Below are 24,748 nucleotides of genomic sequence, written 5' to 3'. Positions count from 1 at the left end.
CCTCAATTGTGAATTCTAAGATACGCCGATTCAAGTAATAACTACAATTTCCTGTGGTAAGAAAATTAGCATTCTATTTCAGATGGCCTTTTTTCTTACAAGCAAATTGCACTTGTTATGCGAATTCAAGCAAATTTGCCGTTTAGCTTTATTAAAGAAACTCTTTTGGCACTCGAAGAAAGCAAAGACAGTGAGAGTCTAACCGCTTGCCAATTTGATTAAGCTGTTTTATGCAGATCCAACAAACTCGCCATTTTGAAAAAGCGGTGAAAAAGTGTCACCCAAATCAAAAACAAGTATTAGATTCCGCCATTAAACAGTTAATCCAAATGCCCTAATTAGGTGAATTTAAAAAGGACAGCGTCCATTTTTTCGATGTTCTTATGAATATTTAAATATTGCATTGCTTAGGTCTACCAATATAATAATCAATGTTAACCCAGTGTGTTCTTCTCCTGTCCGTGCGGCAGTGCCAGAGCCTTGGGGTTCTTTTATTCCCTCACGGTCTTCTTCAAATAGCCTCTTTAGTACGGCAGTCTTTTTGTGATAATTCATCACTAGAAACGTGCCAATATATTTCAGTTTAGCCTTTTTTCATTCATTGGTAATCCAATTTAAAGGAGTGTTATGAGTCATTCGCATGGTTTTAATGTGACGACCCATCGTGCATTTGCCATAGGCATTTCGCTTAACGTGGCGTTTGTGTTGGTTGAATTTTATTATGGCATGGTGGCTAATTCGTTGGCGTTGATTGCCGATGCGGGGCATAACTTAAGCGATGTATTGGGATTGCTCTTGGCGTGGGGGGCTATTTTATTGGCCACTAAAGCCAATACGGATAAGCGTACTTACGGTTATCGAAAAGGCACGGTGTTGGCGGCGTTATTAAGTGGCATTTTGTTAATGGCCGCACTGGGCGTGATTGCTTGGGAGGCATGGCAACGTTTTTTTGAGCCGCAACCGATTGTAGGCATGACCATGATTTTGGTGGCGGCCATGGGTGTGCTGATTAATGCGGTGACGGCGTTGTTGTTTTTTAAAAGTCAGGCCAATGACTTAAATATTAAAGGGGCTTTTTTGCACATGAGTGCCGATGCCGCTGTGTCGATGGGAGTGGTGATTTCTGGTGTATTTGTTTTATGGTTTAATGTGGTATGGATTGATCCCGCGATTAGTTTGGTGATTGTGTTGGTGGTGTTTTTAAGTGCTTGGGGGTTGCTACGCGATTCGTTTAACTACGCTATGGACGCGGTGCCTAACGGCATAAACACCGCTCAAGTACGCGACTATTTGTTGGGGTTAAATTCGGTTATTAGCGTACAGGATTTGCATATTTGGCCGTTAAGCACGTCGCTTAATGCCTTATCGGTTCATTTGGTGGTGAGCAACGAGCGTATCGACAATGAGCTTTTAGCGCAGATTAAAGATCACATGCATACGCATTTTTTAATTGAGCACATTACGGTTCAAGTCGAAACAACGGCAAGAAACAATGGGTAATCTTGATAAGATTTTTACGGCTTTAATATCCGTTAATAGGCAAATAATTAAACCACCAGGCCTGGTAGTTTAGGGTTTATTACGAGTTAAGTGCCTTGCCATTTAATGAATCATTTAATGAGTTATTCAATGAATTATTCAATGAATTATTCAATGAATTATTTAACGAGTTTTGTTGTAAAGCCAATCTTAATTCAAACCCACTGCGCGCAGGGTTGTTGGCATTAAGGGCGTTGGGAGTGGCGTAAGTTGCATTGGTAATGCCCATTTGATTGTCTGGTGTGTTAGGTTGGATTTGTTTGGACGGCTCGGTTTGTTTATTGTCTGCTGTTTTATCGTCTGTTTGAAGAGTGTCTGTTTTTTGAGTGCGTAAATCAACCTGGGCTTGCATGAGCATTTGCGCGGCTTGCGCGGCCACGCTCATGTCTTGACTGGACGGTTGTGCGGGCGCTAACGCAGCACGTTGAACCACTCTGGCTTTTTGTATAGTGGCTTCTGGATCGCCCGCAATGGGTGCAGTGTCAATGCCGACCGAGCCGCCAATGGCGTATTTTTGGCCATCGGGCCCAGTTTGATAGGTGTATTTAATGCCCCCTGTGGCGTATTGGCCGGCGGTGCTTAAATGGGCTTGTTCGTGGGTTTTTACCTCGCGGTCGCGGGCTTGCAGTTGGGTTAAGACGTTTTCAATTTGGCGTTGTTGTTGGGCGGTGTCTTTGGAGTTATCTTTGGCATTATCTTTGGCATTATCTTTAGCATTATCTTTAGCATTATCTTGGGTTAAATTAGAGGGTTGGTTGGTCGCTGTATTGGACGCCGCATTTAACGCAGTATTTGACGCTGAACGGTTAAGATCGCCGGCTTGAGCGTTGTCTTGACGGGTGGTGTTTTCAAGCGCAGCAGGCATTACCACACCGCGCGAAGGTTGCGATGCCAGTGTGTGAATAGGCTGTAAACTGGGTGCGCTTAAGACGTTCATGAGTTTGCTCACATTTTAATGAGGCTGTTTAGTAAGATGTTTATTAATAACAACAGTTTAACACGAATTTATTATTACTCAGGGGGATTGTTATGCAACCTACACTGCGCACATCGCAGCAAAGTCAAACCAAGTTAATGGGCTCATTTAAGCGTTTTTGGCTCGTTTTAATGGGTTTGTTGTTGGCGGCCTTAATGCAGATGATGAGCCTAACCGCGCAGGCCAGCGCAACGGCTAACAGCCATTTGGCGCAAACAAAGACGTCTGTTTTGCCTATTTTTGATGCCCATTTGCATTACGGTGGCGAAGACAGTCAAGCGTTTTCGTCACAGCAAGTTTTGCAGATATTTGAACGTAATCGCATCAGTCACGCGCTTATTTCAAGCACGCCTAATGACGGCACCGAGGCCTTGTATCGCGCCGCACCCGATAAAATTGTGCCGTTTTTGGCGTTTTATGAATCGTTGGCCGAAAAAGGTCGATGGGGCGATAACTGGGCGGTGATTGAACGGATTGAGCGCCAGTTAAAAAGCGGAATTTACAGAGGCATTGGCGAGTTTCACCTGTTTAAAGAGCATCAAAAAAGTCCAGTATTGCGCAAAGTGGTTGAGATAGCGGCCGAGCGTAACTTGATGCTTCAAGTGCATTCCGACGCAGAGATTATTGGCGAAATCTTTAGCATTAACCCCAAAGCCGTGGTGCTTTGGGCGCATTTAGGCACTCAGCCCGAACCTGCGTTTTTAGCGGATATGTTAAACCGCTACCCACAAGGTTTGTACATTGATACCACCGTGCGCGATGCGTTGTTTGTGGATGACGCGGGGCGTTTAAAACCCGAATGGCACGCGTTGTTTGTGGCGCATTCGCAGCGTTTTTTGGTGGGAGTGGACACTTACAGCGTTAACCGATGGCACAATTTTGACACCGTGGTATCCAACATACGCGCCTGGCTTGGGCAACTGCCCGACGATGTGGCCAGACGATTGGCGCATGAAAACGCAGAAGCGTTGTTTTTAAAAAAATGAGTTTATGGGTCAAGGTCGTAAGCGTGTTAAAGCGCAAAAATTTAGAATTTAAATTTATGATTTAAGAATAACAAAATGGCCATTATTTTGTTTTTGATTAAGGCGAGCCTGCAATTGACCAAGGTAAATTTAACCAGGCCTGTTAGTATGGTTTAGAGTTTTGTAAGGTTAAAAATGTTTTTAACCTTTTAAAAAACCTAATAATCCTAATGGAGGCATCATGGACATAACCGCTTTAATTATTATTTTAGCGATTGGCGGACTGGCCGGTTGGCTGGCCGGTAATATAATGAAAGGTCATGGGTTTGGCTTGGTTGGCAATATTATTGTCGGAATTATAGGTGCGGTTTTGGGCAGCTTTGTTTTTGGCTTGGTGGGTATTTCAGCTTACGGATTAATGGGTTCAATTATTACTGCCACACTTGGTGCGGTTATTTTGTTGTCTATTATTGGCGTTGTTAAAAAAGCATAAAGTGGTAATCCTATTTTATTTTTGTATCGTTCATTAACAGACCAGGCCTGGTCAAGTTGGTTTTTATAGGCTTGCCTAGTCAATAGTTTTTACCTATTGTTGTTATAAAAAAATATCAATACATGCTATCGGTAAGCTGTTTACAATAAAACTTCGTATTGTCAATAACCGATCTTAGGAGAAAGTATGAATTCCAACCATAACGCAGGAAAATGTCCGGTAATGCACGGTGCTAATACCGCCGTAGGCACATCCAACATGGACTTTTGGCCCAACGCACTTAACCTAGATATTTTGCACCAACACGACCGTAAAGTGAACCCAATGGGTGAGCACTTTGATTACCGCGAAGCGGTTAAAAACTTAGATTTTGCCGCCCTTAAAAAAGACATGCACGCTCTAATGACGAATAGCCAGGCCTGGTGGCCGGCCGATTGGGGACATTATGGCGGTTTGATGATTCGCATGTCATGGCACGCGGCCGGCTCTTATCGCAACACCGACGGTCGAGGCGGTGCCGGCACAGGCAATCAACGCTTTGCCCCGCTTAACTCATGGCCTGACAACGTCAATCTTGATAAAGCGCGACGCTTACTTTGGCCCATTAAAAAGAAATACGGCAACCAAGTCAGTTGGGCCGATTTATTGGTATTAGCTGGCACCATCGCTTATGAAAACATGGGGCTTAAAACCTTTGGCTTTGGCTTTGGACGTGCCGATATTTGGCAACCCGAAAAAGACACCTATTGGGGTGCCGAAAAAGAGTGGCTGGCACCGTCCGATGAACGCTATGGCGATGTAAACGATCCCAGCACCATGGAAAACCCCTTGGCCGCGGTGCAAATGGGCTTAATTTACGTAAACCCAGAAGGCGTAAACGGTCACCCCGACCCGCTTAAAACCGCCTTGCAAGTGCGTGAAACCTTTTTACGCATGGCCATGAACGACGAAGAAACCGTGGCACTAACGGCTGGCGGTCACACCGTGGGCAAATGTCACGGCAACGGTCGCGCCGAAAACTTAGGACCCGATCCAGAAAGCGCAGACGTAACCGAGCAAGGCCTTGGCTGGAACAATCACACCTCTCGCGGCATTGGCCGCAACACGGTAAGCTCTGGCATTGAAGGCGCGTGGACAACTCACCCAACCCAATGGGACAACGGCTATTTTTACCTGCTGTTTGCCTACGATTGGGAGCTTAAAAAATCCCCAGCGGGCGCTTGGCAATGGGAGCCGATTAACATCAAAGAAGAAGACAAACCGGTTGATGTCGAAGACCCCTCAAAACGCTACAACCCCATTATGACCGATGCCGATATGGCGATGATTAAAGACCCTATTTATCTTGAAATCTCGAAAAAGTTTTACGCCAATCCAGACTATTTCTCGGATGTATTTGCGCGCGCATGGTTTAAACTTACTCACCGCGATATGGGGCCAAAAGTGCGCTACATCGGTCCGGATGTTCCGGCTGAAGACTTAATTTGGCAAGATCCCGTGCCCGCAGGTTGCACAGAGTATGATGTTGCGGCGGTTAAAGCCAAAATTGCGGCCAGCGACTTATCCATTGCCGACAAGGTGGCCACCGCATGGGACAGCGCCCGCACCTTCCGAGGGTCGGATTTACGCGGTGGCGCAAACGGCGCGCGAATTCGTCTTGCACCGCAAAAAGAGTGGCAAGGCAACGAACCACAACGTCTGGCGCACGTGTTAAGCACACTTGAACCCATTGCGGCTCAATTTGGCATCAGCGTGGCCGACACCATTGTCATCGCCGGCAATCTTGGCGTAGAACAAGCCGCCAACGCCGCAGGCTTTAACATCACGGTACCTTTTAGCCCAGGACGCGGTGACGCAACGGCCGAACTTACCGACGCGACCTCGTTTGACGTGCTTGAACCGATTCATGACGGCTACCGCAACTGGGTTAAAAAAGACTACATTGTTACCCCCGAAGAGTTGTTGCTTGATCGCACTCAGCTTATGGGCTTAACCGCCCATGAAATGACCTGTTTAGTAGGTGGAATGCGGGTAATGGGCGCCAATTATGGTGGCTCAGAACACGGCGTGTTTACTCACAAGGTAGGCGCACTGACCAACGACTTTTTTGTAACCCTAACCGACATGGCCTACACCTGGAAACCGGCCAGCAAATCGCACTATCAAATCTGTGATCGCACTACGGGCGAGGTAAAATTTACCGCATCGCGGGTAGATTTGGTGTTTGGCTCAAACGCAATCTTACGTGCCTACGCCGAGGTTTACGCGCAAGACAATAACCAAGAAAAGTTTGTTCACGATTTTGTACAGGCCTGGGTAAAAGTGATGAATGCCGACCGATTTGATCTAAATTAATCAGCCTAGTCTGTCTAGTCTGCTTTAGTCACTATGTTTAAACAAAAAAGCCCGCCTAAACGAAAGTTTGGCGGGCTTTTTTAATTTATGAACTAAAACAGCAGTACTTACCAGGCCTGGTAAGTCTATTTTATGTTTTATTTATTCACTCATCGCCACTGATTTAATCAGCGCGTAAACCACCAGGCCTGGTTGTAGGTTAAGGCGTTTGGCCGAGGCCTGAGTGATTTCGGCAAACAGGTGTTGGCCGTCTTTAAGGGTTAAGCGCACCAAAAGACGATGGGGGTCTAAGGCAATCAGTTCTTCAATGGTGACGCGCAGGTGATTGACTATGCTTAAATCTTGGGGATTGGACAGCGCCAAACTGACGTCACGCGCTAAGACTCTAATGCGGACGTCTTGAGTGCCAATGTGGTGAGTTGGACTTATAAACAGGCTGTCGGTGCCAATGTTAAGGGTTCGCAAGCCGTCTGCCATATCGCCGGGTTGACCCATAAGCACCGACACCGCACCTTGTTGGTCAAACAAGGGGGAGTCGGGTCTTTTTAGTGCCTGTTGCAGGGTTTCGATGGTTTCAATTTGGCCGTCTTTCATAAACACAATCTGATTGGCTAGGCGTTCGACTTCGACCGGCGCGTGGGTAATGTACAACACGGGCAGGTTAAATTCCGCCACCAACTCTTCTATTAAACCCAGTAGTTCGGCTTTGGCACGCCAGTCAAGTGCCGACAGGGGTTCGTCCATACACAGCAGTTTAGGTGACATGAGTAACGCCCGCGCAATGGCCACGCGTTGGCGTTCGCCGCCCGATAAATAGGTCACGCTGCGCTCGAGTTTGTCGGCAATGCCAACGCGCTCGACAATTTTATCAAAGTTGGCCACGGGGTGGTTTTTGGGCAGACGCTTTACGCCGTACAGTAAGTTTTGACGTACCGTCATGTGCGGAAACAGCGCTGCGTCTTGAAATACAAAACCAATATGGCGTTTGGGCGTGGGTAGGGCGTGATGGCCGTTTTGCCAAAGTACGTCGTTCATGGTCAATTGTCCGGTTGTGCGTTTATCCAGCCCAGCAATCGCACGCAACAAGGTGCTTTTGCCACTGCCAGAGCGCCCAAATAGCACGGTCACGCCGTGTAGCGGTAAGGTAAAGGCGCCTGAGTTAAGCGCAAATCCGCCCAGGTTTAAACTTAGGTTTCCGGTTAAGGTGCTTGGGTTCATCGGTTAACCTACCTTTACGCCAAAACGACGATTTAAGCCGTATACCAGCATTAATACCGCTAGCGAAAATACCAGCATCATGCCCGATAAAATGTGCGCTTGGTCGTATTGCATGGACTCCACATGGTCAAAAATATCAATGGACACCATGCGGGTTTCGCCCGGAATATTCCCGCCCACCATCAGCACCACGCCAAACTCGCCCACCGTGTGGGCAAAAGTTAAGGTGGCGGCCACTAAAAATCCGCGTTGCGACAGTGGGACTACAATGGTAAAAAAACGGTCTAGAATTCCGGCGCGTAAGGTCGCGGCGGCGTCCAATAAACGGTGCGGAATCGCCTCAAACGCGTGCATTAAGGGTTGTACCGCAAAGGGCAAAGAGTAAAACACCGAGCCAATAACCAACCCCATTTTGCTAAAGGTAAGCTGACCATCAAAGCCAAAAAATCGTAAAAACTCGGTCACTGGTCCGGTGGGATTCATGGCAATCAGCAGGTAAAACCCCAATACTGTCGGCGGTAACACGAGGGGTAATGCCACCAACGCTTCTAAAAGAATTTTGCTGGACGACTGCATTTGCGACATCCACCAGGCCAAGGGCGTACCAATCACCAGTAAAATAAGAGTGGTGTAGGTGGCCACCTCTAGGGTAAGCCAAATGGGTTGCAAATTTATTTGAGTGCCAAAGAGTTCAAGCATGTGGTGTTCTCAGTAGGTTTGAATAGGCCAATCGTTTAATTGGGCAGATTGTAGCCGTAACGCTGAATAATCTCGATGGCTTTGGGCGATTTCATGTATTGCATAAACGCTTTGGCGGCCGGGTTATTTTCACCTTTTTGAGTGATAACGGCGGCTTGATTAATGGGGTGGTAATCGGCTTGGGGCACTTCCCAATATTGGCCGTTTTTGTAGGCTGGACTGGATGGGTCAACCACTTGCGATTTGGCAACAAAGCCAATCTCGGCATTTTTGGTGGCTACGTACTGAAACGCGTGGGCAATGCTTTCGCCGTTAACCAGTTTGGGTTTAAGCGAATCGTACAGACCCATTTTGGTTAAAAATACCTCGGCTTGCGCGCCGTAAGGGGCGGTTTTTGGGTTGGCGATGGACAGGTGTCTAAAGTTAGCTTTTTTTAACACGCTTAACGCCTCATTGGCCACGGGCAAGGTAGGGCTGTACAACACTAACACGCCCTGGGCGTATACAAATTTGCTGTCTTTGACGGCTACGCCATCGTCAATGGCGCGTTGTGGGGCTTTGTCGTCGGCGGCAAAAAACAGGTCAAAGGGCGCCCCATTTTTAATTTGTGCGTACAACTTGCCGGTAGGTCCAAACGAAAAGCGAATGGTGTGACCGGTCTCTTTGGTAAATTCGACCCCAATGTCTTCAATGGTTTTAGTAAAGTTGGCGGCCACAGCGGCGGTAACTTCGGCGGCCGTTGCAACGCTAGACTGCGTGGCGGCTACAAAGCTAATGACCAGGCCTGGTAAAACGTGTTTTAGTTTCATGCGTGTTCCTTTTTATAGTGTATGAATTGTATCAATAGTTACTTAGGGCTATATCGAAAATCGTTAAAAACCCCCAGAACAGGGGGGCTAGGGTGCAACGTTAATGATCTACCCCCAATAAAACATGCGAGGCTTTAATTAAAGCGCACATTTTAACGCCTTCGCTGAGTTTTAAATCGTGCAGGGCGCTGTTGGTAATAATGGCCGCTAAAGTGTTGCCGCCTTGCAGCTCGAGTATGACCTCGACATTCACCGGTCCTTGGCTAATGCGGCTTACGGTGCCGCACAACGTGTTGCGCGCACTGGTTTTGCCTTGGCAATCGGGGCTGGCCAACACCACCCAACTGGCTTTTACCAATGCCCACGCGGTAGCACCCTCTTTTAAATTCATGCGCTCAATGCTGTCGCTGGTAACGGTGGCCACAATGTGGTCATTGCCTTGCAGTTTAAGCACCACTTCGGCATTCACCGCGCCTTTTTTAATGGATTGGACGGTGCCGTAAAAGCTGTTTCGGGCGCTGGTTTGCATTTTAATTCTCCGCATTAGAGGCAAAATATCAGCCTCGGTGTGGTCTAAACTGGCCATCCACATGGCTTGCATGGCCGACAGGCGTTCGTGCATGGTCACAATTTGCATGCCCGTGCCGGTTAACGTAGCGCCGCCACCGCCTTTGCCGCCGTGTTGCCGATTAACCAAAATTACCCCAGCCAAGTTGTTCATAATTTCAACCGCGTCCCACGCCGCTTTGTAGGTCATGCCCACTTGCCTGGCCGCCGCCGCCATACTGCCAGTGGCTTCAATGGCTTGCAATAAGTGCAAACGGCGCGGACTGATGTCGCCTGTGCCCAAATGGACATGCCAGGGGGCATAAAATTCGGGTTGATTATAGGTGTCTGGCGTAGGCAGCATGGATATGTGCTCGGGTAAGTATCGAGCTGCAAACTATACTTAGGTATAAGTCGCCAGTCAAGAGCTTTTTTGGGTGCGGCTAGGGTGTGCTTTTGCTTAGGTCTTTTAAATTTAGCGGGGTTTTTTTATTCAAAAACGGCTGTTTTTATTTATGACAAATGCGTTAAATGTTCACATTAAACCTTTTATTCTTTTTATTCTTTTATACAATATAATATTCATAAACTTTTTTTACTTTTAAGTTCTAATAGCAAGTTAGAGGCCTTAAATTTATGAATCCTGTTCTTGTAAAGAGCTTTGTGCAAAGCTCTCTTTATATAAGAACAGTTTAGTAGGGTTTAAGTTTAGTCACTTTAAAAGCAAAGCAAAGTCGTGGAGTATTTTATGAGTATTAAAAACCGTATTTTTATATTAGGAAGCGTATTTACCGCATTTGCGGTGATTGCAATTGTAATAGGCCTGATGTTGTTGCAATCAGCAAACAATAAAATGGCGCAAATTTATAACGACCGAGTGGTGCCGTTGCAACAGCTTAAAGTTATTGCCGATGACTATGCAGTTAAGGTAGTAGACACCAACCATAAACTGCGCAATGGCAATATAAATTGGACGCAAGCGGAAGAGTCTTTAATAAGCGCACAAACAGAAATACACACTATTTGGCAAGCCTACCTAAGCACAGAGTTAACCGAACAAGAAACCACGCTGGCACAAGAAGCTGAAGCATTAATGACCGCCGGTGACTTGGCTATTACCAAGCTGATTGAATTAGTTAAACAACGCAATATGGCCGAAATAGAAGCCTTTAGCATTCAAAAACTGTATGCAATTATTGACCCTATATCGGAAGCCATAACCGAGCTGGTTAATTTACAGTTGTCGGTTGCAAAAGAGGTCTACACCACAAGCCAAGCCACCTACCATCAGACTATGCAGTTTGCCATTATGATTGCCATCGTGGTCTTGGTGCTGGCTGGAATCTTTGGTGTTATAACCTTAAGAGCCATTACGGTACCGCTTAATAGATTGGTTTCAGTGGCTACAGCAGTGCAAGCACAAGGTGACTTTAGTGCACGTGTGCCCATCACCAGCATGGACGAAGTAGGGCAAGCGGCCAGCGCGTTTAATGATTTATTGGCGCGTTTAGAGTGCGCCATTAACGAAGCCAATGGCGTATTAAGCGCCATGGCCAAAAGTGATTTTAGTCAGCGCGTACAAGGCAATTACGTGGGTGGACTGCAAACGCTTAAACAAGGCGTTAACGATTCAGCCACCAGCGTGGCGTTTATGATGAGCGAACTAAGCAAAGTCATGACCGGTCTTGAGCAAGGCCAGTTTGACCTAAAGATGGACACTAAAGTACCCAAAGCATTTTCAGGTCAAGTAGAAGGCGCATTGCAAAGCATTAACACCGTCATTACCGAAGTAAACTTGGTAATGCACGCCATGAAAGAAGGGCGATTTGAAACCCGCGTAAACACCCAAGCCCACGGCATGCTAGCGGCCTTAAAAGACTCAATTAACAGCTCAATGAACACGCTCGAAAGTGCCGTAAAAGAGATAGCGCACGTTGTGTTAAGCCAATCGCATGGCGATTTAACCCAAAAAGTTACCGGGCAATACCACGGCGAGCTACAAACCTTAAAAGACGGCATTAACACCACCGCTAAAAAGCTAACCGACGTTGTTTCACAAGCCGTAGCCGCCGCCAACATTGTCAGCAGCGCCTCCGAAGAAGTCTCGCAAGGCTCGTTAAGCTTAAGCGAACGCGTGCAAGAACAAGCCGCCGCCTTAGAACAAACCAGCGCCACCATGGATCAAATGAACTCGGCCGTACAACAAAACACCGACAACGCCCGTCAAGCCTCAACGGTTACCCAACAAGTGCAACACGAAGCACATCAAGGCGTAGACGTGATGGAAAAAACCATCAACGCCATGAACAGCATTCAACAATCAAGCCATAAAATAGCCGACATAGTCAGTCTAATAGACGGCATAGCGTTTCAGACCAACTTATTAGCGCTAAACGCCGCCGTAGAAGCCGCCCGCGCCGGCGAACACGGCCGAGGCTTTGCCGTGGTGGCCAGTGAAGTACGCAACCTAGCGCAAAAATCAGCCGAAGCCGCCAAAGACATCAAAACGCTTATTAGCGAAAGCGTTGCCCGCATAGACGACGGCACCAAATTAGCCGCACAATCGGGCGAAGTACTGCAAGGCATAAATCAATCGATTAACGGCGTTGCCCAAATGATAGAACAAATAGCGCAAGCCTCGGTAGAGCAATCGCAAGGCATCAGTCAAGTGCACGTAGCCATTGGACAAATAGACAGCGTCACCCAACAAAACGCCGCCTTAGTAGAAGAAACCAGTGCCGCGGCGGCCAGCCTAAGCGAGCAGGCCAATGTGTTGCAAGACGACATGGCGTTTTTTAACATTGGCCAAGAAAACTTGCGCTCAACCAGTGTTAAAAGTAGCGTAAAAAGCAGTGTAAAAACAATAGCAAAAGCCGATGTTAAACACAGTGTAAAACCTAATTTAAGACCGGATTCTAAATCGGATGTAACAACAGGTTATAAACCAGCCTTACCAGGCCTGGTTAAACCAAAAATTACACCGGTTAACAATCAAGAGTGGTCAGATTTTTAACCGGTCATTAGCCTTTGATAGTTAAGCCATTGTTTTAATGGTTTAACTATTAAAGTGTACATAAATGGCTTAAATAAACATTAGAAAATATTTTCTAATCCGTGTAATGAGCACAACAATGAAAAAAATTTTAATAGTAGACGATTCCAGATCCATGCTGCAAATGATTGGCATGACATTACAACAAGCCGGATATGCCGTAAGTGAAGCCTGTGATGGTTTGGTGGCGTTAGAAAGCGCTAAAGTAAGCCAGTTTGACTTGGTCGTGACCGACATTAATATGCCAAACATGAACGGTATCGAGCTTGTTCAGGCCTTAAGAGCTATGCCCAACTACAAATTTACCCCATTGTTGTGTTTAACCACCGAATCCTCGGACGATATGAAAGCGCGTGGCAAAAGCGCAGGCGCAACCGGTTGGTTGGTAAAACCCTTTAGCCCAGAAAAGCTGTTAACGGTTATTGGCAAGGTTTTGTAATGGCGTTTATTGGCTACGATTTAACCGCTAAACAAATTCAGGAAGTCATTTTAATCCTTAATTTATCGGTGGCTCAAATAGAGCTTTCTATACAAGAAGGCGACCATTCCATAGAAAATTTATTAGATTCGTTTAAATACATGGTTAACCGAACGCAAACTATCAATAACATTGCACACCAAATGACGGTTGCACCCAACACCCCTAAAACCCAATGTTTGTTAGAAAAACAAGCCGACTTAAAAAACAGCGCCCAGTTACTCACTCAAAATATGAACCGAGCCATTGTGTCATTTCAGTTTTATGACCGACTGACCCAAAGGCTAAAAAATGTATCAAAAGGTTTAAGCGGTTTGGCCGACATTATTGCGCACCAAATGCAAGTAAAAGATGTAAAAGAGTGGGAACGCTTTAAAGAACAAATTCGCAAAAATGTCTCAATGAGAGAAGAAAGAGAATTGTTTGATTTAGTGTTTGAAAAACATATTCCAGCAGAACAAGCCATCGAAATAGTAAAACAACGCATGATTGACAGGCGCAAAGACCATTATTTTGAAACCGAACTGGTTGACCAAGACTTTACAGAAGTTGAGTTTTTTTAACCCGCACAAGTTTAATATTTATAGAGACCATTGCACGAGTGAGGTGCGAGGAAAAAATGAGATAAAATTTGCCTGATTGAGGCGGAAAACGTAGTGAATAGCTGGCTATTCGCAAGGTTTTCAACAAAAATCAGGCAAATTTTAGCCATTTTTAACCGTGCCTTGACTCGTGCAAAGGTCTCTTATAAGCGCAAACGCCGTTGTATTAACGCACCAAACGCCTAAAACACGTTCACCAGGCCTGGTCAAAGCGACTTTTAACAAAGCGTATTAACAGCGTGCATAAGCAAAGTGCACTCAACAAGTGCACTAACCCATAAAAAATTAAGGCAGTAGTTTTAATGAATACACAACAAACAGTAACAACTGAGGTAATAGGCGGCACATATTATGAGCATCAACAACACGCCGTTGCCCAACAAAACTTACAAGTACTCACATTTATTTTAGGCCAAGAAACATACGGCCTAGACATACTGCGCGTACAAGAAATAAGAGGCTGGGAACCCACCACCAAACTGCCCGAAACCCCCGAATATGTAAAAGGGGTTATAAACATGCGCGGCGCAGTAGTGCCCATTGTTGATTTACGCGACCGTTTTGGCATAGGCGGCGCCACCTACGACGACAGCACAGTGGTCATTATTACGCGCCTATTAAACTCAGACACCGCCAAAACCATCGGTTTAGTAGTAGACGGCGTAAGCGACGTAGAAGACATTGACGTAAGCCAATTGCAAGCGGTGCCAAGTTTTTCGGGTGCTGGAAAAATCAACGAGCAATACATACAAGGGCTAGCCAACCTAAAAGACAGTGACGCCACGTTAAACAAAATGGTCATTGTTTTAAACGTAGACGCCCTAATTTTGCAGGGTATATTTAATAATATGGATGCAACGACCCTTTAATGTATGTTGGCGTTTATAATTGGAATTCAGCGTTTTAAATAATGACTAAAATTTACCTGTTTTTTGTTGAAAAACTTGCGAATAGCCAGCTATTCACTGCATTTTTCGCTGCAATCAGGTAAAAATTTGATCTCATTTTTTTGTTGCACCTCACGTGCAAATATCTCATGAAGGAGTTTTTATGCAGTGGTTTTTAAATTTAAATATTCGTTCAAAACTCATCTCCTTGGTGTTTGTTTTGTTGGGGTTTATGGCCGTAATTGGTTTTGTAGGGGTTACAAACGCCTCTAAAATTAATGCTCTAACAGATGATATGTATCAAAAAGAGCTTTTAGGTCTGTCTTATATTAAAGAAGCAAATATAAATTTAATCTATCAAGCACGTGCTTTGCGTAGCTTTTTATTGGCGCAGAGTGATGAAACCATTGATGCCGCTCAATACATAGAGCAGGTAAATAAGAATCAAGCGATGTTTAATGAAAACATGCAAAAAGCTGAGCCACTTTTTCATTCACAAGAAGCTAAGAACAAAATTGCTGCTTTAAAATTAAGTGCCAATGATTACATGCAATTTAGCAATAAAGTCATTGAAGCCGCCCAACAAGAACAGCTTGATGGGTTGGTTAGCATGCAAAACCGCGCATCCATTCAAATGGCTTTAAAAGAAGCTAAAGTCATTGGTGATGTAGTTGATCAGCTTTTAACCGATGTAAGTGAAATAAAAGAACAAAATGCTTTGCAGGCCAGTCAAGCGGCTACCTTGTTGTATGAAGATTCAAAACTGTTTATTTTAGTCATAATGATTGCGTCACTGTTAATAGGCTTGTCTTTTGGTTTAATGCTGTCATGGCGTATTAGCCGCAATATAAAAACTTTGGCACATGGTCTTCAAAATTTATCGAGTTCACAACGGTTTGATTATCGCGCCAGCAAAACCGATTTAGATGAAACAGGCCTAATGGCCGACGCTATCAATACGTTTTTAACCACCTTACAAGATGGTGTAAACGAGTCTAGTTTTGTTATCAATGCCATTGCTAAAGGTGATTTTAGTCAGCAAGTATTAGGTCGTTACAATGGTGATTTAGAGGTTATGAAACAAGGCGTTAACGATTCGGCCACCAGCGTGGCGTTTATGATGAGCGAACTAAGCAAAGTCATGACCGGTCTTGAGCAAGGCCAGTTTGACCTAAAGATGGACACTAAAGTACCCAAAGCATTTTCAGGTCAAGTAGAAGGCGCATTGCAAAGCATTAACACCGTCATTACCGAAGTAAACTTGGTAATGCACGCCATGAAAGAAGGGCGATTTGAAACCCGCGTAAACACCCAAGCCCACGGCATGCTAGCGGCCTTAAAAGACTCAATAAACAGCTCAATGAACACGCTGGAAAGTGCCGTAAAAGAGATAGCACACGTTGTGTTAAGCCAATCGCATGGCGATTTAACCCAAAAAATTACCGGGCAATATCACGGCGAGCTACAAACTTTAAAAGACGCCATTAACACCACCGCCAAAAAGCTAACCGACGTTGTTTCACAAGCCGTAGCCGCCGCCAACATAGTCAGCAGTGCTTCCGAAGAAGTCTCGCAAGGCTCGTTAAGCTTAAGCGAACGCGTGCAAGAACAAGCCGCCGCCCTAGAAGAAACCAGTGCCACCATGGATCAAATGAACTCGGCGGTACAACAAAACACCGACAACGCCCGTCAAGCCTCAACGGTTACCCAACAAGTACAACACGAAGCACATCAAGGCGTAGACGTGATGGAAAAAACCATCAACGCCATGAACAGCATTCAACAATCAAGCCACAAAATAGCCGACATAGTAAGCCTAATAGACGGCATAGCGTTTCAGACCAACCTATTAGCGTTAAACGCCGCCGTAGAAGCCGCCCGCGCCGGCGAACACGGCCGAGGCTTTGCCGTGGTGGCCAGTGAAGTACGCAACCTAGCGCAAAAATCGGCCGAAGCCGCCAAAGACATTAAAACGCTTATTAGCGAAAGCGTTGCTCGCATAGACGACGGCACCAAATTAGCTGCACAATCGGGCGAAGTACTGCAAGGCATAAATCAATCGATTAACGGCGTTGCCCAAATGATAGAGCAAATAGCGCAAGCCTCGGTAGAGCAATCGCAAGGCATAAGTCAAGTACACGTAGCCATTGGACAAATAGACAGCGTCACTCAACAAAACGCCGCCTTAGTAGAAGAAACCAGTGCCGCGGCAGCCAGCCTAAGCGAGCAGGCCAATGTGTTGCAAGACGACATGGCGTTTTTTAACATTGGCCAAGGAAATGGGTCACAAGCAAAAAAAGCATTGCCTCATTCATTAAGTAATGCCAGTAATGTCACTAATGCAAATAATGCAAATAATGTAGCGGTTCAAAAAAATGCGTTACCCCAAAAGTCGTTAAGCACTGCCCAAGCAAAGCAGGTTTCGTTAAAGAACAATGCACATTCTATGGCACCCGCCCAAGAGTGGAGCGACTTTTAACAAAGCGCATTAACAGCCCATTAACAGCGTATTAATAACGAGTTAGTGAGTTTGCCATTAATCCAATAAAGGGTTAATCATTAAGACGGTTAATAGGTTAAGGTTTAACAAATGTCATGCTGTGCGGTGGCATTTTTTTTTGCCTAATTGAAACTAATGCATACCTTGCTTGGCGCTGCGACGTTTTAACCAGGCCTGGTTAAAAAAGGGCGCGATAAAATGCGCGCTTTTTATAAGAATGTTCTTTAATTCATTTTATTCATTTTTATACTAATTGTTCGTTTAGTGTATAGTTGTCTAAAATTGTGTCTATTTAAATACATCGGCAAGGATTGTTATGCAAATCGAAAAAGAATATGAGTTACCCAAGGATTTAGTCATTTTGTCTACTGCTGATTTGCAGGGTAATATTGTTGATTTTAACGAAGGTTTTAGACTGTCGTCTGGTTACAGCCGTGCCGAGCTTTTAGGTAAACCGCATAATCTGTTGCGCCACAGTGATATGCCAAAAGAGGCCTTTAAAGATTTTTGGCACACCATACAAGCCGGTAAACCGTGGTATGGAGTGGTTAAAAATAAACGCAAAAATGGCGATTATTATTGGGTGGCGGCCAATGCCAGTCCGGTTATTAAAGCGGGCAAGGTAACGGGGTATTTGTCGGTACGCTATCCGGCTACGCTGGCTCAAAAGCAGTCTGCCAGCGTTTTGTACGCTAAGGTAAAAGCCGGCGATGTTAAGTTTCCTTATACACAGGTTGAAACGCGCACCAGGCGATTAGCGCAGTGGGCATTGCCTTTAATGGTGGGTTTTGCGGCGCTAATGTACGTGAGCGTTCAGGCGCCAATTAATTTGGCGGGTATGCTAGGCGTTGGAGCGGCCGCATTAATAATGAGTTTTTTGGCGTACCGCATTGTGCAGTTGCAAGGTATCTCGCCCCAACTGCAGCAAGGCATGCAAGACATTGCAAACGGTCATTATGAGCAAAAAATTAACGATTCGTCAGAGTGGGGTTTTGCGCTTAATATGGTAAGGTCGCGCGTGGCAGAGTTTGCGGCACGTAATTACGATGCGTTGCGGGAATCGGCGGTGCTTACGACCGCACTGGATGCGGCCAGTACCAATATTATGGTAGCCGACCCCGACTTAAATATTGTGAGCATTAATAGTTCGTTAAAAGCCATGTTTACTCGCAACCAAGCGGCTTTACAAGCAGATTTTCCGCATTTTAGTGCCCAAAGCGTGGTGGGCTCTAATATGGACTTGTTTCATAAAAATCCAGCCCATCAGCGTGCTTTAATTGAATCGTTAACCGATTCTTGGAGCGCCGACATTAGCATGGCTAAATTAACCATGCGTTTAACGGTGGTGCCCATTATAAGACAGGGCGAAAAACTGGGTTACGTGGTCGAATGGCTGGATCGTACCGACGAAGCTGATTTTATTGCACAAGTTGCATGGGTGGTTGAAGGCATGACCCAAGGTACATTTAATCGCCGTATTACCCAAGAGGCGCACGGTGTTTTGGCTATTATTAAAGACGATATTAACCAAGCTGTTGACGTTACGTCTAACGCCATTGCCGGCATTAATCAGGTTATTGGCGCGTTGTCGGTAGGGGATTTAACCCAAGAGTGTGTGGCCGATTTTGGTGGCGATTTAAAAGTTTTAAAAGACACTATTAATCGCACTGTGTATAAATTGCGTGAAGTGGTTGGGGCGGCTTTAGAAACGTCAAACATTGTGAGCCAAGATGCACAAGGGGTTTCAAGAGGCTCTATGGATTTAAGCCAACGAGTGCAAGAGCAAGCCGCCGCACTTGAGCAAACCAGCGCCACTATGGATCAAATGAATTCGGCCGTACAACAAAACACCGATAACGCCCATCAAACAGCCAATGTGGCTAAAGAAGTTGAAACCAGGGCCAATGCCGGCGCGCAGGTAATGAAGCAAACCATTGACGCCATGAACAGCATTCAACAATCAAGCCATAAAATAGCCGATATTGTCAGTCTTATAGACGGCATTGCGTTTCAGACCAATTTGCTGGCACTAAACGCTGCCGTAGAAGCGGCACGTGCCGGTGAGCACGGCCGCGGGTTTGCGGTAGTGGCGTCTGAGGTAAGAAATTTATCGCAAAAATCGGCCGAAGCCGCCAAGGACATTAAAATACTCATCACCGAAAGCGTTGCCCGTATTGATGATGGCACTAAGTTGGCCGCTCAGTCGGGTGAGGTATTACATGGCATTAATCAATCCATTGGTGGGGTGAGTGCCATGATTAATCAAATTGCACAGGCGTCGGCAGAACAAGCACAGGGCATTAATCAGGTGCATCAAGCCATAGCGCAAATAGACAACGTAACGCAGCAAAATGCCGCATTAGTAGAACAAACCAGCTCGGCAGCGGTTAGCTTAAGCGAGCAGGCCAGTATTTTAAAAGTTGACATGGGATTTTTTAAAATAAGTGCGCATTAGCGTTGTAAATAAGCCGATTACCGATTACGCCAAGCCCCGTCATTGCGGGCTTGATCCGCAATCTATTGCTGAGTGCGGCAGGTGGGTTAGATGCCGTGTCGTAGCACGGCATGACGAAAAATGCACGATGTGACGAAAAAATTACACATCGTAACAACTAAATTGCGTGGCTAATATTGGCGCAAAAAAGCATTTAATTTTTACGACTTTTTTGCGGCAATGCGTAAGAAATTTATCATTTTTATTTGACCTGTGACAGTGTAAACTTTGAAGAATAAGGACAAATGTGCATGAAAATAGACATAAAGCTGGGTATAGCCAATGCCACAGAGTTGCTTCACAATATTAAAATTGAGGCCATGCCGCCTGAGATTCTTCAAATTGAAGAGCTGATGAAAGCTCAAAAACCAAATGCCGCTAAACTGGCCGAATTGTTGTCAAAAAACCCAGAAACATTAGGTGAGTTTTTAAGTCTGGCTAATAGAGTATTAAATAAAGCGCCTGATAGCCTTATTTTAGAAGCGCATGCGGCCATTAATTTAATGGGCTTTAGCGAAATTCAAACCCTATTTTTAAGCAACTATTTGTCTAAAAACTTGCCTGTCAGTGACGTCGATAAAAAATTATTGTTCACTCAAGTCGTGCCGGTATTGCCGCGGCAGAGTTGTCTTATTGGGTGCAAGATATTGGTCGCACAGAGGCGTATTTTGTTAGCTTTTTACAAGATATTGGCGCCATTTATATGATGCGCTACGATTCTGAACATTACGCCGAGCATTATTTAAACGCGCAGTTAGGGTTACCATTAAGTGGCTATTTGCAAGAATATGAGCATTATCAAACCGCGCATACTTTTTTGGGCAGTGTGGTTGCAAGGCGTTGGCATTTGGGCGACATTTTAGCCAAAAGTTTGTTGTTGCACCACGGCGATTCGTTGCAAGTTATTGATGAGTATGATCCTAAGGTCGCCAAAATGGTGGCACTTATTCAGGCCGCCAACGCGTTGGTGTACGATGTGTTTTCGGACCATTACACAACCCATGAGGTAAAACAGACCTTACACGACGCCATTGCGTATTTAAATTTACCCGAAAACGCCATTGAATCCGCAAAAGCGGCGTTGCAAAAATGGGGTCAAGAACCGTCTTTGTTCTTGGCCAGCCACTAAAAACGCCATTGCAGCTATGCTTAAGTCATCATCAAATAATTACACAGTGTGCATCACTAAGGAAAGGTAATATATGAGAATTTTAGTGGTCGACGACCAGCCCATGATTCGTAAACTGGTCACAATGACATTAAATACAAAAGGTTATGCTTTTGAAGAGGTGGATAACACCGATGATGTGCTACCCAAAATTGAGAGTTTTAAGCCTAATCTAATTATTTTAGACATTATGTTGCCAGGTGTTTTGGATGGGTTTGAATTGTGTGAAAAAATTAAAAATAATCCAAAAACACAAGATATAAAAGTAATATTGCTTACCGCAACCAGTTGCTTGGAAGGGCCTGTTAAGGCCGATTATGTTGGTGCAGAATTGTATTTACGCAAGCCTTTTAGCCCGTTGGCGTTGTTAAATGCGGTAGACACATTAATGAAGTCTTAAATTCATAAAATGAGATAAACAAATTCTCACGATGATGACTGTAATAAATTTGTATTAAATACCCCTGTTGCAAAGTACTTTTATTTGTTCTCTTTTGAAAATAGACCCTGTAAATTAAACTGTGTAAACGCTCATATATTAAAATCCTCCAAAAAGGAAAAATACTATGAGCAACTTAGATCACGATAAACTCAAAGCCATGTCGGCTGAGTTAGCAAAAAGTGTTAAAACTCAAGCCGACCTATCGGCACTTTCCAGAATGTTAGTCAAAATGACCGTTGAAGCAGCCCTTGGCGCTGAAATGGAAGAACATTTAGGCTACAGTAAAAGCCAAATATCTAACTCTTCGAATAGCCGTAATGGCTATTCTAGTAAAACCTTAAAAGGCGATCATGGCGAGTTAAAACTTAACGTGCCACGGGATAGAGACAGCACTTTTGAGCCCATCATGGTTAAAAAAGGCGAAACTCGACTGACCAGCATGGATGACCAGATACTCGCACTCTATGCCAAAGGCATGAGTACTCGAGATATCGTTGATACTTTCAAAGAGATGTACGGTGCGGATGTCTCTGCGTCACTTATTTCTAAAGTCACCGATGCCGTCATAGAAAAAGTCATTGAATGGCGCTCACGCCCATTGGATGAGATCTATCCTATCGTCTATTTAGACGGCATTGTCATCAAGGTTCGCCAGGATAAACAAGTCATTCGCAAAACCATGTATATCGCTCTAGGCATCAACCTTGATGGTCGAAAAGAATGCCTAGGTCTTTGGTTATCTGAAAACGAATCCTCTAAGTTTTGGCTAGGCGTTTTGAATGACATTCACGCCCGTGGCGTGAAAGACATTCTCATCGCCTCTGTAGATGGATTAAAGGGTTTTCCAGAAGCCATTAATGCCGTCTTCCCGCAAACGGACATTCAACTATGTATCGTGCACATGGTGCGTAATTCACTTAAATATGTGGGTTATAAAGAACGTAAGGAAGTGGCTGATGATTTAAAGCAAATCTACCAATCCATTACCGAAGAAGAAGCTCTGTTAGCGTTAGAACAGTTCGAAACAAAATGGGATGCTAAATTCCCCAGTATTGGTAAGTCTTGGCGTAACCACTGGGATAACGTATCAACCTTATTCCTCTATCCAGAAGCGATTAGAAAAGCCATCTATACGACCAACGCCATTGAATCTTTAAACTCTGTAATACGCAAAGCCATTAAAAACCGGAAGATTTTTGGACATGACAATTCGGCGTTTAAGATTGTATTTTTAGCCATTGAATCGGCATCTAGAAAATGGACGATGCCAATAAGAGATTGGAATTCTGCGATGAATCAGTTTATGATTTTGCATGAAGAACGTCTGAAAGATTACGTTTAACCAAATGGGCGTTTACACAAAATTATTTACAGGCTCTGAAAATACCTTAAAGCACACTTGGTTGCGGCCATTGTTTTTAGCCTGATAAAGAAGTTTATCGGCTTCTTTATAAACCTCTTTTAAGTCATTACTTTGAAGTGAGTTATCAATCAGCAAAAGTCCCATTGAGGATGTTAAGTGACCATAAGGTTGATTCTCTAAATGCTCAATTTTTAACGCTTCAATTGCGTGTAAAACAACTTTTGCATACTCAATACTGCTTTGAATATCATCTGCTTTGTAAAGTACGACAAACTCTTCACCCCCTATACGAAAGCAGGAATCTTCTGCTCTTTGAAATAAGTTGGATAAACATTTAGACAGTTCAATCAATGCCTGATCACCAGCTTGATGACCATAAAAATCATTAAACTTTTTAAAATTATCAAGATCTAACATCAAAAATGACAAGATGTTTTTGTTTCTGCTTACGGAACGTGACACCTTAGCAAACTGACTCTCAAAGTGCCTTCTATTAAATAGTTTTGTCAAAGGGTCTGTTATAGAAAGTACTTCTAATTCCTTTTTGTCCGAAATGTCATGACAGATAAAAGTTAATCCTATATTTTCGGAGTTTAAAATTCTTGGTACGGCCATGGCGTTTAGCCAAAACTCTTTTTTATCTTGGGTACTAAGTTTTAAATCACCGCCCCACCTTTTGTTTTTTTGAGTGACTTTATCAATGGATATTGGAGGTATTGCCTCAGAAATAATGTCATCAAAATGTTGACCAATAATGTCAGCAGGATTTAAACACAGTCTATTTATAAAGCTAGACGATATCTCGGTAATCAGCGAATTAGCGTCTGTTGAAAACAAAATGATATTTTTATCAATAATAGATAGGTATTCATTAATAACCATTTCTTGATGCTTAAGCTGAGTGATATCTCGAGCCGAAATTAAGAAACAGTTACCATCAGGCATAAGCGCCATTGAGATATTGACAGTAATAGTACGTTGATCTTTAGTGACACACATTTTGTCAAAATTCTCAACGTACCCTTGTTCTAGTACTTCTTGAAGCAGTATTTCAATACGCTCTTGATCGGCTGGCGCAGTTAGGTTTCTACAGGTGAGCTTGTCCAGCTCATGCTCTGTATATCCCAGGATAGTGCGGTAGGATTGATTGGTTTTTAGAAACTGAAGGTTTAAGTCTAAAATGGCCAATCCATCAACATTGATGTTAAATATAGTTTCTAATTCTTTTTTTTGCTCTCGTAATGCGAGTTCAAAATCCTTTCTTGCAGAAATATCTGTGTGAGTACCAATCAGTCGTATCGGCTTGCCCTCTAAGTCGCGTTCTACCACTACGCCGCGATCGAGAATCCATTTATATTTGCCATCTTTACAGAGCATTTGATGTTCATTTTCGTAGTATTTTGTTTTGCCTTCAAGGTGTGCTTGGATATCTTGATATATTTGTTCAAGTTGATCGGGGTGGACTCTAGATTTCCATTCATCAAGAGAGTCTTTAATTTCATTTTCTGTGAAGCCGAGCATTTCTTTCCATGCCGAAGAAAAATAAACACTATTGGTGGTTAAATTCCAGTCCCATAAGCCGTCACCTTTCCCTTCAACCGCAAGGTTGAAGCGAAATTCACTCTCTTGTAACGACATCTTTTCAATGTCATATTTTTTTGTGTCTTGAACTGTGCTGAAAGCGTCGTTGGCGGTTTTGATAAAAAGTTGAGGATTAATAGGTTTAAATAAAAACTTATTTACGCCAAGATCAATCAATCTAATAAGGCCTTCTTTTTCATTATTGCCAGATACAACAATGGTGTATTGTTTTGAATTGTAGGACTTTATGGCGGCTATAAGTTCAAATCCATTTTTAACGGGCATTTCTAAGTCTGCTATAACAACATCAGGGTAATAGCCATGTTGGTTATAAAACTCTAAATATTTCATCAAGCCAATTTGTCCATTCTCAGCCGTTACAACTTCACCAAATGTAATTGAAGCAAGGCTCACCTCCAGCTTAAGGCTAACGGCATCGTCCTCTACGATTAGTATACTTAAGTGTTCAAGCGCGGTGGCGTTAGTGTTATGTAAGCTGTCTTTCATAAGTGAATTTTCCGTACTAAAAATTGTTTAAATTGATTTTTTAACCCTTAGCAATATGATTAAGGGTTAAAACT

The 24,748-nt window shown here is 44.2% G+C and carries 20 protein-coding genes; 14 read left to right on the top strand and 6 right to left on the bottom strand.

Annotation, left to right across the window (positions count from 1 at the left end; all coding sequences use genetic code 11):
* Window positions 1–627: 627 nt before the first annotated feature.
* Window positions 628–1,500, top strand: coding sequence for a cation diffusion facilitator family transporter (locus EP181_RS10475; RefSeq protein WP_127471583.1), 873 nt, complete (start codon window positions 628–630; stop codon window positions 1,498–1,500).
* Window positions 1,501–1,579: 79 nt separating this feature from the next.
* Here the strand turns inward: EP181_RS10475 and EP181_RS10470 are convergent, their stop codons facing one another.
* The gene (locus EP181_RS10470) at window positions 1,580–2,476 is read right to left on the bottom strand and encodes a putative metalloprotease CJM1_0395 family protein (protein ID WP_197723375.1); all 897 of its coding nucleotides are present in this window, start codon (window positions 2,474–2,476) and stop codon (window positions 1,580–1,582) included.
* 92 nt (window positions 2,477–2,568) lie between these two features.
* Between EP181_RS10470 and EP181_RS10465 the strand changes: the two genes are divergently transcribed.
* The 3 genes from EP181_RS10465 (at window position 2,569) to katG (ending at window position 6,328) form a co-directional block, all read left to right on the top strand.
* Complete coding sequence (locus tag EP181_RS10465; protein WP_127471582.1) at window positions 2,569–3,501, top strand: amidohydrolase family protein; 933 nt, start codon at window positions 2,569–2,571, stop codon at window positions 3,499–3,501.
* Between the two features lie 220 nt (window positions 3,502–3,721).
* On the top strand, window positions 3,722–3,973 hold the full coding sequence (locus tag EP181_RS10460; RefSeq protein ID WP_127471581.1) for a GlsB/YeaQ/YmgE family stress response membrane protein: 252 nt from the start codon (window positions 3,722–3,724) through the stop codon (window positions 3,971–3,973).
* 186 nt (window positions 3,974–4,159) lie between these two features.
* A complete protein-coding gene (gene katG, locus EP181_RS10455) occupies window positions 4,160–6,328 on the top strand; it encodes a catalase/peroxidase HPI (RefSeq protein WP_127471580.1) in 2,169 nt (722 codons plus the stop codon).
* Window positions 6,329–6,469: 141 nt separating this feature from the next.
* Here katG and modC read toward each other — a convergent pair whose 3' ends face one another.
* The 4 genes from modC to EP181_RS10435 all read right to left on the bottom strand — a co-directional run bounded on the left by modC (window position 6,470) and on the right by EP181_RS10435 (window position 9,964).
* Window positions 6,470–7,546 carry a molybdenum ABC transporter ATP-binding protein gene (modC, locus tag EP181_RS10450; protein ID WP_127471579.1) on the bottom strand — a complete coding sequence of 359 codons (1,077 nt, stop codon included), beginning with the start codon at window positions 7,544–7,546 and terminating at the stop codon, window positions 6,470–6,472.
* Window positions 7,547–7,549: 3 nt separating this feature from the next.
* A complete protein-coding gene (modB, locus tag EP181_RS10445) occupies window positions 7,550–8,245 on the bottom strand; it encodes a molybdate ABC transporter permease subunit (RefSeq protein ID WP_127471578.1) in 696 nt (231 codons plus the stop codon).
* Between the two features lie 35 nt (window positions 8,246–8,280).
* Window positions 8,281–9,054: a molybdate ABC transporter substrate-binding protein gene (gene modA, locus EP181_RS10440; protein ID WP_127471577.1), complete on the bottom strand. Its 774-nt coding sequence runs from the start codon at window positions 9,052–9,054 to the stop codon at window positions 8,281–8,283.
* A gap of 100 nt (window positions 9,055–9,154) precedes the next feature.
* Window positions 9,155–9,964, bottom strand: coding sequence for a TOBE domain-containing protein (locus tag EP181_RS10435; RefSeq protein ID WP_127471576.1), 810 nt, complete (start codon window positions 9,962–9,964; stop codon window positions 9,155–9,157).
* A 384-nt stretch (window positions 9,965–10,348) separates the two neighbouring features.
* Between EP181_RS10435 and EP181_RS10430 the strand changes: the two genes are divergently transcribed.
* The 10 genes from EP181_RS10430 to EP181_RS10385 all read left to right on the top strand — a co-directional run bounded on the left by EP181_RS10430 (window position 10,349) and on the right by EP181_RS10385 (window position 22,565).
* Window positions 10,349–12,613 carry a methyl-accepting chemotaxis protein gene (locus EP181_RS10430; RefSeq protein ID WP_127471575.1) on the top strand — a complete coding sequence of 755 codons (2,265 nt, stop codon included), beginning with the start codon at window positions 10,349–10,351 and terminating at the stop codon, window positions 12,611–12,613.
* Between the two features lie 118 nt (window positions 12,614–12,731).
* The gene (locus EP181_RS10425) at window positions 12,732–13,091 is read left to right on the top strand and encodes a response regulator (RefSeq protein WP_127471574.1); all 360 of its coding nucleotides are present in this window, start codon (window positions 12,732–12,734) and stop codon (window positions 13,089–13,091) included.
* Window positions 13,091–13,693 (top strand): hypothetical protein, encoded by a 603-nt coding sequence (locus EP181_RS10420; RefSeq protein ID WP_194073978.1) that lies wholly within the window; start codon window positions 13,091–13,093, stop codon window positions 13,691–13,693. Before EP181_RS10425 ends, EP181_RS10420 begins: the two co-directional genes overlap by 1 nt.
* A 341-nt stretch (window positions 13,694–14,034) precedes the next feature.
* A complete protein-coding gene (locus EP181_RS10415; RefSeq protein ID WP_127471573.1) occupies window positions 14,035–14,601 on the top strand; it encodes a chemotaxis protein CheW in 567 nt (188 codons plus the stop codon).
* Between the two features lie 181 nt (window positions 14,602–14,782).
* Entirely contained in the window at window positions 14,783–17,098 is a 2,316-nt protein-coding gene (locus EP181_RS10410) for a methyl-accepting chemotaxis protein (protein ID WP_127471572.1), read from the top strand.
* A 337-nt stretch (window positions 17,099–17,435) separates the two neighbouring features.
* The gene (locus tag EP181_RS10405) at window positions 17,436–19,574 is read left to right on the top strand and encodes a methyl-accepting chemotaxis protein (protein ID WP_127471571.1); all 2,139 of its coding nucleotides are present in this window, start codon (window positions 17,436–17,438) and stop codon (window positions 19,572–19,574) included.
* 290 nt (window positions 19,575–19,864) lie between these two features.
* On the top strand, window positions 19,865–20,320 hold the full coding sequence (locus EP181_RS12740; protein ID WP_172959745.1) for an HDOD domain-containing protein: 456 nt from the start codon (window positions 19,865–19,867) through the stop codon (window positions 20,318–20,320).
* A complete protein-coding gene (locus tag EP181_RS12735) occupies window positions 20,251–20,742 on the top strand; it encodes an HDOD domain-containing protein (protein ID WP_269471138.1) in 492 nt (163 codons plus the stop codon). Before EP181_RS12740 ends, EP181_RS12735 begins: the two co-directional genes overlap by 70 nt.
* Before the next feature lie 73 nt (window positions 20,743–20,815).
* The gene (locus EP181_RS10390; RefSeq protein ID WP_127471568.1) at window positions 20,816–21,181 is read left to right on the top strand and encodes a response regulator; all 366 of its coding nucleotides are present in this window, start codon (window positions 20,816–20,818) and stop codon (window positions 21,179–21,181) included.
* 166 nt (window positions 21,182–21,347) lie between these two features.
* Complete coding sequence (locus EP181_RS10385) at window positions 21,348–22,565, top strand: IS256 family transposase (RefSeq protein WP_127471567.1); 1,218 nt, start codon at window positions 21,348–21,350, stop codon at window positions 22,563–22,565.
* Window positions 22,566–22,577: 12 nt separating this feature from the next.
* Here the strand turns inward: EP181_RS10385 and EP181_RS10380 are convergent, their stop codons facing one another.
* Window positions 22,578–24,674, bottom strand: a complete 2,097-nt coding sequence (locus tag EP181_RS10380) for a diguanylate cyclase (RefSeq protein WP_127471566.1) — start codon at window positions 24,672–24,674, stop codon at window positions 22,578–22,580.
* Window positions 24,675–24,748: the final 74 nt, after the last annotated feature.

Origin of the sequence: Thiomicrorhabdus aquaedulcis (genome assembly GCF_004001325.1) — a bacterium.
GTDB classification, from domain to species: Bacteria; Pseudomonadota; Gammaproteobacteria; order Thiomicrospirales; family Thiomicrospiraceae; genus Thiomicrorhabdus; species Thiomicrorhabdus aquaedulcis.
Note: the sequence above shows the minus strand (reverse complement) of the source record. Positions and strands in the feature narration are given on the sequence as shown.